General features: G+C 68.9%; 11 protein-coding genes. 6 read left to right on the top strand and 5 right to left on the bottom strand.

Annotation, left to right across the window (positions count from 1 at the left end; translation table 11 throughout):
• Positions 1-87: 87 nt before the first annotated feature.
• The 4 genes from C5B91_RS14415 (at position 88) to ligA (ending at position 4,708) form a co-directional block, all read left to right on the top strand.
• Positions 88-741 (top strand): helix-turn-helix domain-containing protein, encoded by a 654-nt coding sequence (locus tag C5B91_RS14415; RefSeq protein ID WP_115819892.1) that lies wholly within the window; start codon positions 88-90, stop codon positions 739-741.
• Positions 742-840: 99 nt separating this feature from the next.
• Positions 841-2,193, top strand: a complete 1,353-nt coding sequence (locus tag C5B91_RS14410; protein WP_115819891.1) for a cytochrome P450 — start codon at positions 841-843, stop codon at positions 2,191-2,193.
• A 100-nt stretch (positions 2,194-2,293) separates the two neighbouring features.
• The gene (locus C5B91_RS14405) at positions 2,294-2,512 is read left to right on the top strand and encodes a hypothetical protein (RefSeq protein WP_049967900.1); all 219 of its coding nucleotides are present in this window, start codon (positions 2,294-2,296) and stop codon (positions 2,510-2,512) included.
• Positions 2,513-2,608: 96 nt separating this feature from the next.
• Positions 2,609-4,708, top strand: a complete 2,100-nt coding sequence (gene ligA / locus C5B91_RS14400) for an NAD-dependent DNA ligase LigA (protein ID WP_115819890.1) — start codon at positions 2,609-2,611, stop codon at positions 4,706-4,708.
• A gap of 62 nt (positions 4,709-4,770) precedes the next feature.
• Here the strand turns inward: ligA and C5B91_RS14395 are convergent, their stop codons facing one another.
• The 4 genes from C5B91_RS14395 to C5B91_RS14380 all read right to left on the bottom strand — a co-directional run bounded on the left by C5B91_RS14395 (position 4,771) and on the right by C5B91_RS14380 (position 8,709).
• The gene (locus C5B91_RS14395) at positions 4,771-5,694 is read right to left on the bottom strand and encodes an ABC transporter permease (protein ID WP_008090922.1); all 924 of its coding nucleotides are present in this window, start codon (positions 5,692-5,694) and stop codon (positions 4,771-4,773) included.
• On the bottom strand, positions 5,691-6,671 hold the full coding sequence (locus C5B91_RS14390) for an ABC transporter ATP-binding protein (RefSeq protein WP_049967902.1): 981 nt from the start codon (positions 6,669-6,671) through the stop codon (positions 5,691-5,693). The genes C5B91_RS14395 and C5B91_RS14390 overlap by 4 nt, the downstream gene beginning before the upstream one ends.
• A 175-nt stretch (positions 6,672-6,846) precedes the next feature.
• Positions 6,847-7,122, bottom strand: a complete 276-nt coding sequence (locus tag C5B91_RS14385; protein ID WP_004974087.1) for a hypothetical protein — start codon at positions 7,120-7,122, stop codon at positions 6,847-6,849.
• Positions 7,123-7,188: 66 nt separating this feature from the next.
• Complete coding sequence (locus C5B91_RS14380) at positions 7,189-8,709, bottom strand: methyl-accepting chemotaxis protein (RefSeq protein ID WP_115819889.1); 1,521 nt, start codon at positions 8,707-8,709, stop codon at positions 7,189-7,191.
• A 147-nt stretch (positions 8,710-8,856) separates the two neighbouring features.
• Between C5B91_RS14380 and C5B91_RS14375 the strand changes: the two genes are divergently transcribed.
• The gene (locus tag C5B91_RS14375) at positions 8,857-10,596 is read left to right on the top strand and encodes an excinuclease ABC subunit C (protein WP_115819888.1); all 1,740 of its coding nucleotides are present in this window, start codon (positions 8,857-8,859) and stop codon (positions 10,594-10,596) included.
• A 65-nt stretch (positions 10,597-10,661) separates the two neighbouring features.
• On the opposite strand, the gene mdh is transcribed toward C5B91_RS14375, so the two are convergent.
• Complete coding sequence (gene mdh, locus C5B91_RS14370; RefSeq protein WP_049905028.1) at positions 10,662-11,576, bottom strand: malate dehydrogenase; 915 nt, start codon at positions 11,574-11,576, stop codon at positions 10,662-10,664.
• Between the two features lie 206 nt (positions 11,577-11,782).
• Between mdh and C5B91_RS14365 the strand changes: the two genes are divergently transcribed.
• Complete coding sequence (locus C5B91_RS14365; RefSeq protein WP_049967905.1) at positions 11,783-12,475, top strand: Sjogren's syndrome/scleroderma autoantigen 1 family protein; 693 nt, start codon at positions 11,783-11,785, stop codon at positions 12,473-12,475.
• The last annotated feature ends 30 nt before the right edge of the window (positions 12,476-12,505 follow it).

Raw genomic sequence — 12,505 nt, 5'->3', positions numbered from 1 at the left:
AGTTCGGAGGGGAGCCCGGGAGAAACGAGACGCCCCGCGCCGGAGAGTAACTTGCATACCTCGGCGGCGCGAGGGAGGATATAACGCATGAAGTGTCTCCGGGCCCACTTCGACGCCGACGAGAACCCGTTCGGGAGCCCGTACGACGTGTTCGCGGTCGACGGCCGACACCCGCGCGGGGAGCTTCGCGACCTACGGCTCCGGCCCGACGGAACCGTGGTCGAACTCTGCGTCCTCGAAGACGCGCCGCCGGACGTCGAGGCGCGGCTGGCCGACCACCCCGATATCGTCGATTTCGACGCGGGCGAGACGGCCGACGGCGGTGTCGTCTGCCACGTTCATCTCGTCCCCGACGACGACGTGCGCCGCCTCCTCGAACTCGTGGACGAACACGACCTGCTTCTCGACACGCCGATTCGGCTCACCCGCGAGGGCGTCGTCGTCAACGTCCTCGGGAGCCACGCGCAGCTCTCGGGCGCGGTCACGTCGCTGCCCGACTCGCTCACCGACGCGTTCTGCGTGGACGGCCTCTCGGACTACGAACCGGTCCGCGGCGGCGTCCGCGCGGACCTCACCGCCCGCCAGCGCGAAGTCCTCGACACCGCCGTCGAGCGCGGCTACTACGACATCCCGCGTCGGGTGTCGGTCGAGGAACTCGCCGGCGAACTCGGCTGCTCGCAGAGCACCGTCTCGGAACACCTCCGGAAGGTCGAATCGCGCGTGATGAATCGACTCGGGTGACGGCCGCCGGCGTCGCGTCGCCGACTTGGTGGACCACCATATAAAGGGCCGGCCGGCATCGGCAGTAGCGCCATCCCGGTTCCGACCGTAGCTTCATCCATGTCAGAAGCGACGCAAGGCGGTCGAGAACGACCGCCGAGTCCCCCGTCGAAGCCCGTGGTCCACCACACCCTTCGGTACGCAGACGACCCGCTCGCGTTCGTCACCGGGGTCGCCCGCGAGTACGGTCCGGTCGCCGAGTACGACATCGGCGGCATCTCGTTTTACCAGCTGAGCGACCCCGAACTCGTCGAGCACGTCCTCGTACAGGAGAACCAGCGGTATATCAAAGGCGAGCTGTTTCAGGAATCGCTCGGGACGGTCCTCGGTGACGGCCTGCTCACGAGCGAAGGCGAGTTCTGGCGACAGCAGCGCCACCTGATGCAGCCTGCGTTCCTCCCGCAGATGCTCCGGCGCTACAGCGAGGTGATGGTCGACTACACGGAGCGCATGCTGTCGTCGTGGGAAGACGGCGAGACGCGCGACATCCACGAGGACATGATGAGCCTCACCGTCGAAATCGCCGCGAAGACGCTGTTCGACGTGGACATCCGCGAGGAGGAGTCCGCCGTCGGCGACGCCCTCGAAACCGTCATGGACTACTCGTCGACCTCGCTGAAGCGCCCGGTGGACGTGCCCCGGTGGGTCCCCACCCCGCGCAACCGTCGGTATCAGCAGGCGCTGAACGACCTCACCGAGGTCGTCGGCCGAATCGTGACCGAGCACCGCGACGACGACCCCGACCCCGAGGCCAACGACGTCGTCTCGCTCCTGTTGACGTTCCGCGACGACGACGGCGAACCCCTGCCGGACGAGCAGATACGCGACGAACTCGTGACCATCCTCCTCGCCGGCCACGAGACGACCGCGCTGGCGCTCACCTACACGCTCCACCTCCTCGGGACGAACCCCGAGCAGGCGGCGACGCTCCGCGAGGAACTCGACACTGTCCTCGACGGCGAGCGCCCCGGCTTCGGCGACCTCGACGACCTGACCTACACCGAGCAGGTCGTCAAGGAGGGGATGCGGGTCTATCCGCCGGTGTGGGAACTCATCCGCGAGGCCGCCGAACTCGACACAGTCGGCGGCTATCGCGTCGAACCCGGCCAGACCGTCTCGGTCCAGCAGTGGGTGCTCCACCGCGACCCGCGGTTCTACGACGACCCCCTCGACTTCCGGCCGAGTCGGTGGACGAAGGCGTTCGAACGCGACCTCCCGAAGTACGCCTACTTCCCGTTCGGCGGCGGCCCGCGGCGGTGTATCGGCGACCGCTTCGCCATGCTGGAAGCGCGTCTCGCACTGGCGACGATTACCCGGTCGTGGACGGTCGACCCGACCCACGACCTGTCGTTCGACCCCTCGATTACGCTCCGACCCGAGGGGTCGGTCGAGATGGTCGTGAACCGCAGGTGAGCGGTCGGCGGGAGTCGAGTCGTCGGCGCACAGTCTCATCCCCGGCTTCGCCCGCCGTCGTCGCCAACACGCTTATTCCCCGAGACCGAAGACCGGTTTCATGGCCGGAGACTTCCTCCTCGTCGCCGCCGTCTTTCTCGCAGTCGGCCTCCCGGCGGCGGCGTTCCCCTCCCGCGTGTCGAAACTCGGCGAGCGGGTCGACGCCATCGGGAGCAAGACTTCCAACGACGAGGTCGAACCCGCCGAGTGGAACGTGACGCTCACGCGGTTCGTCGGCGTCTTCACGTCCGCGCTCGGAGTCGCCTACCTGTTCGCGTGACGCGGCGCGGTTCGGGCGGGAGTCGTCGCGGCCGGACCGTCGCCGTTCGCCGCCACCCCGGAGCGTTTACCCGCCGTCCGGCCGACACCCGAACCAATGAGCGACGCCGACGTCAACGCTGAGTCGAACCCGTACCTCCGCGACCCGCCGACCGAGTTCGAACCCGCCGAGTCGCTCTCGCGCGAAGCGGCCGAAGAACAGGCCGCGCTCCTCCGCGAAGCCGTCCGCGAACACGACCACCGGTACTACGTCGAGGCCGACCCGCTCGTCTCCGACGCGGCCTACGACGCGCTGTTCTCCCGACTCGTCGCGCTCGAAGGCGCGTTCGACCTCGACACGACCAACAGCCCGACGGACCGCGTCGGCGGCGAGCCAATCGACGCGCTGGAGACGGTCGAACACGTCGCGCCCATGCTCTCTATCGACCAGAGCACCGACGCCGACGACCTCCGGGAGTTCGACGAGCGCGTCCGCCGCGAGGTCGGTGAGGTCGACTACGTCTGCGAACCCAAGTTCGACGGCCTCTCGGTCGAAGTCGTCTACGAGGGCGGCGAGTTCGTCCGCGCGGCCACTCGCGGCGACGGCCGACACGGCGACGACGTGAGCGCGCAGGTGAAGACGATTCCGACCGTTCCCCTCTCGCTCCGGGGAGACCACCCGGGCCGACTCGCCGTCCGCGGCGAGATTTACATGCCGAAGTCCGACTTCAGCGACCTCAACGCCCGGCGCGTCGAGGCCGGCGAGGACGCCTTCGCCAACCCCCGGAACGCGGCCGCCGGGACGCTCCGCAACCTCGACCCCTCGGTCGTCGCCGACAGACCGCTCGCGGTCTTCTTCTACGACATCCTCGACGCGAGCGCGCGACCCGACAGCCAGTGGGCGGCGCTGGACCGCCTGCGCGAGTGGGGCCTCCGCGTCGCCGACCGGGTCGAGCGCGCCGAGGACGTAGCGGGGGCCATCGACTACCGGAACCGGATGCAGGCGGCCCGCGACGACCTCGACTACGAAATCGACGGGACGGTCATCAAGGTGGACTCGCGGGAGGCCCGCGAGCGCTTGGGCGAAAAGAGTCGCTCGGTCCGCTGGGCGTTCGCCTACAAGTTCCCCGCCCGCCACGAGGTGACGACCGTCCGCGACATCGTCGTGCAGGTCGGGCGGACAGGCCGGCTCACGCCGGTCGCCATCCTCGACCCCGTCGACGTGGGCGGCGTCACCGTCTCGCGGGCGACGCTCCACAACCCCGACGAGATAGCCGCCCTCGGCGTCGCGGTCGGCGACCACGTCCGCGTCAAACGCGCCGGCGACGTGATTCCGCAGGTTGTCGAAGTCACGGAGGACGGCGGCGGAAGCTACGAGTTCCCCGACGAGTGCCCGGTCTGCGGGAGCGCGGTTGACCGCGACGGCCCGCTGGCGTTCTGCTCGGGCGGACTGTCGTGTCCGGCCCAGCGGGAGGCCTCTATCGGCCACTTCGCCGTCAAGGGCGCGATGGACATCGACGGCCTCGGCGAAGAGCGCGTCTCGCAACTCGTCGACGCGGGACTCGTCGAGACGGTCGCCGACCTGTACGGCCTGACGGTCGACGACCTCGCCGAGTTAGAAGGGTGGGGCGAGACGAGCGCCGAGAACCTCGTGACCGCCGTCGAGAACTCGACGAACCCCTCTCTCGACTCGTTCCTCGTCGGCCTGAGCATCCCCGAGGTCGGAGAAGCGACCGCCCGCGGTCTCGCCCGCGAGTTCGGGTCGATCGAGGCGTTTCCCATCGAATCCGACGCCGACGAAAGCGAGTTCGACGCGTTCGAGGAACGTCTGACAACGGTTCCCGACGTGGGCGAGACGGTCGCGCGCCGCGTCCGCGACTTCTTCGAGAACGCGGACAACCGCGCCGTGATTCGCGCGCTCCTCGACCGCGGCGTCGACCCCGAACCCGTCGAATCGGGCGGCGACGAACTCGACGGCCTGACGTTCGTCGTGACCGGGACGCTCGCCGCGAGCCGGGGCGGCGTGAAGGACCTCGTCGAATCCCACGGCGGCAGCGTCACCGGTTCCGTCTCGGGCAACACCGACTACCTCGTCGTCGGCGAGAACCCCGGCCAGTCGAAGCGCGACGACGCCGAGGCGAACGACGTGCCGACGCTCACGGAAGCCGACTTCGAAGAACTGCTCGCGGAGCGCGGCGTGGCGTACCCGCCAGAATAGTCGGCAGTCGGTGGGGAGTCGCGAAAGCGGTCGTTACCGCCTCGGCGGTCCGCGTCTCCGCTTCAGAGGTCCGCCTTCTGGAACGCGCGGTAGCCGAGCAGCGGCGGGACGACGATCCACGCGAGGAGGATAGCGAGGATGAACGGCCCGGTGAAGTAGAACGGAAGCGCCTCGCTGAAGGTCGCCTCGATGGCGAGTCGCTCGCCGAGTCCGGCCTTGAACAGGCGGGCGGCGACCGCGGGGCCGTACAGCTCCGCGACCAGCGTCTCGTAGGCCCGAAGCGGGTTCAGGTACTTGATGAAAAGGCGCATCTGGACGACTTGGGGCGCGGTCAGCGCGGTGAGACCGAGCTGCTCGATGACCCAGTTGACGAGCCGCGGGACGCCCGTCGCGACCGTCGACCAGAGGACGGCGAAGATGAAGTACAGCCCGACAGTGCCGAACAGCGCCTGTCGCTGGGACGCCGAGGTCGCGGAGAGCCAGACGCCGATGGAGACGAACGCCGTGGCGAGAAGCCCCGAGAGTGCGACCTGTCCCGCGTAGGAGACGAACATGACCTGCCCGCCGGTGAACAGCATCGCGAAGAGGGCGACGACGAAGCCGACGAGCATCGAGATGATGACGACGAGCGTGCGGCCGACGAGCTTTCCGAACACCACGTCGCGCCGGGAGTTCGGCAGCGACAGCAGGAGCTTGATGGTGCCCGACTCGCGCTCGTCGATGAGCGAGCCGTGGGCCGTTACGAGCGCGATGAGCGCGAGGACGAACCCGAGCATGCCCGCGTAGGAGAAGTTGAACAGCCCGCCCGGCGCGGTGGTGAGGCCGAACAGCGTCTCGGAGTTCGCGCCCGCGCCAGAGAGCAGGACGCCGTAGAACAGCGCCGTCGACCCGCCGATGAGGAGGGCGAAAAACAGCGTCAGGCCGAGGAGCCACCGCGACCGGAGGGCGTCGCGGAAGTCCTTGCGCGCGACCGATTCGAGCGTCATGCTGTCACCTCCGGTTCGCCGGCCGAGTCGTCACCCTCGGTGTACGCGAGGAAGATGTCCTCCAGCGACGCGGAGTCAGTCTCGAAGTCGGCCACCGTGGCACCGTTCGATTCAACCGCTTCGATGACGCGCGTCTTCGCGTCGTCGGTACAGCCGACGACGAGGCGGTCGCCGTCCGATTCGACCGACGAGACGCCGTCGAGGGCGCGGACAGCGTCGAGGTCTGCGTCGCCGTCGACGTCGAGTCGGAGAACCGAGTCGGTCTCGATTCGGCTACGGAGCCCCTCGATGGTGTCCTCGGCGATGAGCTCGCCGTCGCGCATGATGCCGACGCGGTCGCAGACCGCCTCGACCTGTCCGAGGACGTGGCTGGAGAAGAACACCGTCGCGCCGCGGTCGGCCTCGGTGCGGACGATGTCGCGCATCTCGCGTGCGCCGGCGGGGTCGAGACCGGAGGATGGCTCGTCGAGGACGAGGAGGTCGGGACTTCCGGCGAGCGCCATCGCGAGCGCGAGGCGCTGGGACATCCCCTTGGAGTAGCCGCCGGCGCGGCGGTCCGCCTCGTCGGGGTCGAGGCCGACGCGGGAGAGCAGTTCGTCGGGGTCGTCGTCGGCTTCCTTGGACTCGATGGCGAACTCGACGTGTTCGCGCCCGGTCAGCCGGTCGTACACCTCGTAACCTTCGGGGAGCACGCCGGTCCGACGCCGGACGGCCACGCTCTCGGCCTGCGCGTCGTGTCCGAGCACGCGGACGGACCCGCTCGTCGGGCGCACGAAGTCGAGAAGCATGTTGATAGTCGTCGATTTTCCGGCACCGTTGGGACCGAGGAACCCGAAGACCTCACCCTCCGCGACGGAAAACGTGAGGTCGTCGACGGCGGTGACGCCGTCGGCGTCGGACGACGGGAGGAGAGAATCGAACAGTCCCTCGTCGTCTTCGAACCGTTTCGTCACCCCGTTCAGTTCGATGGCGGCCATGGGCGGGCCTGCGTCGTACTGGGTTAAAGGGTTTTAGGTGCAAAAATCACGGGCGATAACATTCCCGCGCGGAGCGGGGGGTCAGACGGAGGAGGTTACATCGCCGCAGTCGTGCGATTCGGTCGGCTTCGACGGCCGGTATCGACGGTCGACGTCGACGGTCGGCGGGGCCGACTCAGACCTCTTCGTCGGGTTCGTGGGAGTCAGCCATCTTCGTGGCCTCCGTCGCGTACCGCTCGCGCAGGTCGTCGTCACTTACTGGTTCGAGGTTCTCGGTCGGCGCGTCGATGGCGGCGGTCACGGTCATCCGGCGCTGGTGCATCACGGCCGCGGCGAGCTCCTTCCGGAGTTCGTACTCGCCGTCCGGCGTCGCGTAGATGAGGATGATGAGGTCCCGGTCGTCGTAGGACCGCTCGACCAACCAGAGCCGCGTCGTGTCGTCGTCGCTCATGGCCCGTGGTTCGGACGGGGTTCCCTTACGCGTGCCGGCATCGACGCCGGCCGTTCGGAACCCGACTCAGGAGCTATTGCCCGTCAGCTCCTCGACTTCCATGGCGAGCGACGACAGCGCCTGCGTGCTCTCGTCGGTCGCGCTGACGATGCTGTCGACCGCGCCCTCGGTCTCGACGGTCCGGTCGCGCACGTCCTCGATGGTCGCGGTCAGTTCCTCGACCGCCTCGGCCTGCTCGTCGGTCGCGCGGGAGACCTCCGCGACGCCGTCGGCGGCGGTGTCGATGGAGGTGGCGATTTCCTCGAACGCCGCCAGCATCTCGGAGATGCGGTCGTCGGCGTGCTCGATGCGGTCGTTCGACTCCGTCGCCGCGTGGACCGCCTCGCCGGTCTGCGACTGGATGTCCTCTATCTGCGCGGTGATGTCTTCGGTGTGCTGGCGCGTCTCGTCGGCGAGCGACTTGACCTCCTCCGCGACGACGGCGAACCCGTCGCCGTCCTCGCCGGCGCGAGCGGCCTCGATGTTCGCGTTGAGCGCGAGCAGGTTCGTCTGTTCGGCCACCTCGGAGATGACCTCAACGACCGCCTCGATGTCGTCCATGCGGCCGCCGAGTTCGGTCACGCGGTCGACGAGTTCGTCGCCCATCGTGACGACGCTCTCGGTCGCCTCTCGCGCCTCGCTGTTGGCCTCGCGGCCCTCGGCGGTCGCCTGCCGCGCCTCCGTAGCCGCCGTGTCGACCTCGTCGGCGGTCGCGGCGACCTCCTCCATCGTCGCGCTGAACTGCTGCATCTGGGTCGCGCCCTCGTCGAGGAGGTCGCGCTGTTCCTCGACGTTGTCGACGATGGCGTCGGCCGCCGAGGCGGCCCGCGTGACCGCCGCGGTCGCCGTCTCCGTCTCGTCTTCGACGTTCGACGCCAGCGTCGAGAGGTTGCGCGCCGTCTCGTTGACCGCGTCGACGACGAGGTAGAGCTGGTCGTCGACGGCCCCGCTCTCGTCTATCGTCGCCCGCGCGTCCAGGTTGCCCCCGCTCAACTGGGTCAGCGTCGATTCGACCTCGGAGACGAGCGCGGCAACCTCGCGGTGGCGCTCGACTTCCGTCGTCCGGTTGCGGACGGTCTGGAGGACGCCGACGAGCTCGTCGTCCTCGTAGAGCGGCATCGCCGTGTGCCGGGCGTGGCAGTCGTCGCCGTTCACGTCCGCAAACGTCTCCTCTACGGCGTAGAGCAGGCGGTCGGAGTCGTCGAGTTCCACGCCGTCGAGCGCCGCCGCGTCGCGGGGGTTGTCGAGGACCTGCCCCGCGAGCACGCTGGCCGCGGAGTCGCCGTAGAAGGCATCACCGAGGTCGCGTCGGCCCAGCGCGGCGTCCGCGGACGTGCCGGTCAACGACTCGACGCCGGCGTTCCACGCCGCGATGCGACCCTGCTCGTCGAGGACGAACGCCGGGAGGCCGACGCCGTCGAGCAGTACGTCGTCGTCGACGTTCAAGTCCGGCGCGTCCGTGGCGGAACCGGCGACGATTCCGCCGTCCGGTAACGGAGTCTCCTCGCCGAACCACGAGCGGACGCGTGAGAGTATACCAAGTGACATTAGAGGCCACGTTTCAGAGCATCACAGGAGTATCTTTCGAGCATATTATCAAATTAGATAACTTCCGAGGCGGCGAGACGACCGAATCGACCGTCCCGCTCGCTCGACGCGTCAGCCTCAAGCCCTTCGCGCGGTAAGCCACCCCAGATGGACCCTGCCGCGGTCAGCGAACGAGCCAGCGCGCTTCCGTCGGACCCCGGCGTGTACCAGTTCGTCGCCGGCGACGCGGTGCTCTACGTCGGGAAAGCGGTCGACATCCGCGCCCGCGTCCGGTCGTACGCCGACCCGCGGTCGGAGCGCATCTCCCGGATGGTCGACCGCGCGGAGCACATCGACTTCGCCGTTACCGACACTGAAACGCAGGCGCTCCTCCTCGAAGCCAACCTCATCAAGCGCCACCAGCCGCGCTACAACGTCCGCCTGAAGGACGACAAGTCCTACCCGCTCGTCCAACTGACGGCCCACGCGGTCCCGCGCATCGAGGTCACTCGCGACCCCGAGGACTCCGCGACCGTCTTCGGACCGTACACCGACAAGGGCCGCGTCGAGACGGTCGTGAAGGCGATTCGGGAGACCTACGGCCTTCGCGGCTGTTCGGACCACAAGTACTCGAATCGCTCGCGGCCGTGTCTCGACTACGAGATGGGCCTGTGTACGGCTCCCTGTACCGGCGAAATCGCGGAGCGCGACTACCGCGAGGACGTGGAGTCGGCAGTTCGATTCTTCGAGGGCGAGACGGGCACCCTCGCCGACCCGCTCCGGCGAGAGATGGAAGCCGCCGCACAGGACGCGGAGTTCGAGCGCGCCGCCAACCTCCGCGACCGGTTGGAAGTCGTCGAGTCGTTCCACGGCGCGGGCGAAGACGCCGTCTCGGCGCAGACCGACGAGCGCGCCATCGACGTGCTCGGCGTCTCGCTCCGCGGCGACTCGGCGACGGTCGCGCGACTCCACGCCGAGCGCGGCCAGTTGGTCGACCGGACTCGCCACCACCTCGACGCGCCCGAGGGCGAAGACCGCACGGCCGCCGTCCTCTCGGCGTTCCTCGCGCAGTTCTACGCCGAGCGCGAACTCCCCGACGCGGTCGTCCTCTCGGAGCATCCGGACGACGAGGACGTGGTCGCGTGGCTCGAATCGGAGGGCGTGGGCGTCCGCGTCCCCGGCGCGGGCCGCGAGGCGAAACTGGTCGAACTCGCCCTGAAGAACGCCCGCCGACGCGCCGGCCGCGACGACGGACTCGCCACGCTCGCCCGCGAACTCGACCTCGACGTGCGCCGCGCCTCCCGCATCGAGGGCTTCGACGTGAGCCACGCGCAGGGCAAGGCCGTCGTCGGCAGCGACGTGTGCTTCGTCGAGGGGAGCGCCGAAACCTCGGACTACCGCCGGCGGCGACTCCCCGAGCGCAACGACGACTACGCGAACATGCGAGAACTCGTCCGCTGGCGGGCGACCCGCGCGCTGGAGGGCCGCGACGACCGCCCGGACCCCGACTTACTCCTCATCGACGGCGGGAAGGGACAGTTGAACGCCGCGCTCGACGCCCTCGACGAGACCGGCTGGGACGTGCCCGCCGTCGGCATCGCCAAGGACCGCGAACTGGTGGTCACGCCCGACCGGACGTTCGACTGGCCGGACGACGCGCCGCACCTGCACGTCCTCCAGCGCGTCCGCGACGAGGCCCACCGCTTCGCCGTCCAGTACCACCAGACGCTCCGCGACGAGGTGAAGACCGTCCTCGACGACGTACCCGGCGTCGGCGAGAAGACCCGCCGGGCGCTGCTCACGCGGTTCGGCAGCGTCGAAGGCGTCCGCGAGGCGTCGCTCGAGGACCTGACGGACGTGCCCGGCGTCGGCGAGAAGACGGCCGATGAACTGAAGCGACGGCTCTGAGGGGAGTCGAGCGCGTCGGGTGAAAAAGACGGATTGGATTCGTCGCGCGAGCGAGCCGGAGCGGCTTACGCGATTTTGTTGTACTGGTCGCGGAGCTTCTCGGCCGCGTCGTCCATGAGGTCGGCCTCGTAGTCGTCGAGGTCCCACTCGACGACTTCCTCGATGCCGTTCGAGCCGAGCTTGACGGGGACGCCGAAGGCGGTGTCCTCGTAGCCGAACTCGCCGTCGAGGACGAGCGAGCCAGGGAGCACTTCGCCGGTGTCGTGCAGGACGGCCTCGACCATGTGGGCGACGCCGGTCGCCGGGCCCCACTGGGTCGCGCCCTTGCGCTCGATGACGTCCATGGCGGACTCCTGGAGGTCGCCGAGAATCTCGTCTTTCTCGTCGCCGGAGAAGGCAGGGTCGTTGCCGTCGACGCGGACCTTCGAGAAGACGGGCACCTGTGCGTCGCCGTGCTCGCCGAGGATGGTCGCTTCGACGTTCTTGACCGGCACGTCGAAGCGCTGGCTCAGCACGTAACGGAAGCGGGCGGAGTCGAGGCGGCCGCCGAAGCCGATGACTTTGTGGCGGTCGCGGTCGCCCGTCTCGTAGAGGTGGCGGTTGAGCAGGTCGACGGGGTTCGACGTGGTGATGGAAACGAAGTCGTCGTTGTGCTCCGCGAGCGAGGAGCCGATGTCGTCCATGATGGGGGCGTTGTCGCCCGCGAGGTCGATGCGGGTCTGTCCCGGCTGCCGCGGGATGCCCGCCGTGATGACGACCACGTCGGAGCCGGCGGTGTCCTCGTAGCCGCCCTGCGTCACGACCGTGTTGGAGTCGTACGCGATGCCGTGGTTCGTGTCCGCCGCCTGTCCGACCGTCTTGTCTTCCATCTTCGGGATGTCGACGAACACGAGTTCGTCACAGACATCGCGAAGCGCGAGGTTGTACCCAGCCGCGGCGCCGACCGTCCCGGCCGCACCAATCACGCTAACTTTCGTCATACCACATTAACCAGGCTGTGGATTCCGAGTAAACGTTTCGAAACGGGCACCGAAGCGCCGTCTGTCGATTATCTGTTCGTCAGTCGTCGAATTTCGACCGACAGCGGCGGGGTGTGGTCGGCCGCGAGAGCCGGTGAGACCGTCGGTGACGGACCCACCCGAGCGACGCCGTGGGGTTTTTCGACGCACGTCGCGTCCACACGCACATGAGCGACTTCGATAAGGAAGCAGAGCGGCAGCGACTTCGGGAGAAGTACGAACGAGACGAAAAGAAGCGCCGTTCGACCCAGCGCATGAGCGAGTTGCTCCTCAAGGGCGCGACGATGACGAACAAACACTGCGACAACTGCGGCGACCCGCTGTTCCGCTACGAGGGACAGGTGTTCTGTCCGACCTGTCAGGCCGAGGGGCAGGTCGCGGCGGACGCGGACCAAGACGCGGAGCGGGCCGCCGAGGCGGCCGTCGAAGCCGACGTGTCCGAGGCCGGGGTCGAGGCCTCGTCCGGCGGAGCGACCGAGTCCGTAGAGAGCGCCGATGCGGCGGCCGACTCTGCGGCGGTCACCGCCGAGGCGTCGGACTCCGAGCGACCACAGGCCGGAACGCGACAGCCGGCGCAGGGCCAAGGAACCCGCGTCGCCGACGAGGCGCGCCGCGACCCCACCGGCGTGAACGGGCGTGCTGCGACCCCGCCGGCGCGAACCGCAGGCGACCAGAGGGCGACCGGGCAGCGTGCACGCCGCGAGGTCGCCGGCGACGTCACCGACGCGCGCGAGTCGCTCGTGCGGACGCTGACGTGGGCCGCCGAGCGCGCCGAGTCGACCGACGACCCGCGGCGGGCGACCGAGTACCTGGCCGCCGCGCGCGAGGCCGCCGAGGCCATCTCCGCGCTCGACCGATAACCGACCCGCGAACCGCGATCTCTCTCGGCG

This window comes from Haloferax sp. Atlit-10N (assembly GCF_003586325.1).
Classification (GTDB): Archaea; Halobacteriota; Halobacteria; order Halobacteriales; family Haloferacaceae; genus Haloferax; species Haloferax prahovense.
Note: the sequence above shows the minus strand (reverse complement) of the source record. Positions and strands in the feature narration are given on the sequence as shown.

What these genes read in the sequence shown, in the direction of transcription:
- C5B91_RS14385 (WP_004974087.1), bottom strand. Translation starts at nt 7,122, where the DNA reads ATGAGCGACGACGACACGACGCGGCTCTGGTTGGTCGAGCGGTCCTAC.
- ligA (WP_115819890.1), top strand. Translation starts at nt 2,609, where the DNA reads ATGAGCGACGCCGACGTCAACGCTGAGTCGAACCCGTACCTCCGCGAC.
- C5B91_RS14375 (WP_115819888.1), top strand. Translation starts at nt 8,857, where the DNA reads ATGGACCCTGCCGCGGTCAGCGAACGAGCCAGCGCGCTTCCGTCGGAC.
- C5B91_RS14415 (WP_115819892.1), top strand. Translation starts at nt 88, where the DNA reads ATGAAGTGTCTCCGGGCCCACTTCGACGCCGACGAGAACCCGTTCGGG.
- C5B91_RS14405 (WP_049967900.1), top strand. Translation starts at nt 2,294, where the DNA reads ATGGCCGGAGACTTCCTCCTCGTCGCCGCCGTCTTTCTCGCAGTCGGC.
- mdh (WP_049905028.1), bottom strand. Translation starts at nt 11,576, where the DNA reads ATGACGAAAGTTAGCGTGATTGGTGCGGCCGGGACGGTCGGCGCCGCG.
- C5B91_RS14395 (WP_008090922.1), bottom strand. Translation starts at nt 5,694, where the DNA reads ATGACGCTCGAATCGGTCGCGCGCAAGGACTTCCGCGACGCCCTCCGG.
- C5B91_RS14410 (WP_115819891.1), top strand. Translation starts at nt 841, where the DNA reads ATGTCAGAAGCGACGCAAGGCGGTCGAGAACGACCGCCGAGTCCCCCG.
- C5B91_RS14365 (WP_049967905.1), top strand. Translation starts at nt 11,783, where the DNA reads ATGAGCGACTTCGATAAGGAAGCAGAGCGGCAGCGACTTCGGGAGAAG.
- C5B91_RS14380 (WP_115819889.1), bottom strand. Translation starts at nt 8,709, where the DNA reads ATGTCACTTGGTATACTCTCACGCGTCCGCTCGTGGTTCGGCGAGGAG.
- C5B91_RS14390 (WP_049967902.1), bottom strand. Translation starts at nt 6,671, where the DNA reads ATGGCCGCCATCGAACTGAACGGGGTGACGAAACGGTTCGAAGACGAC.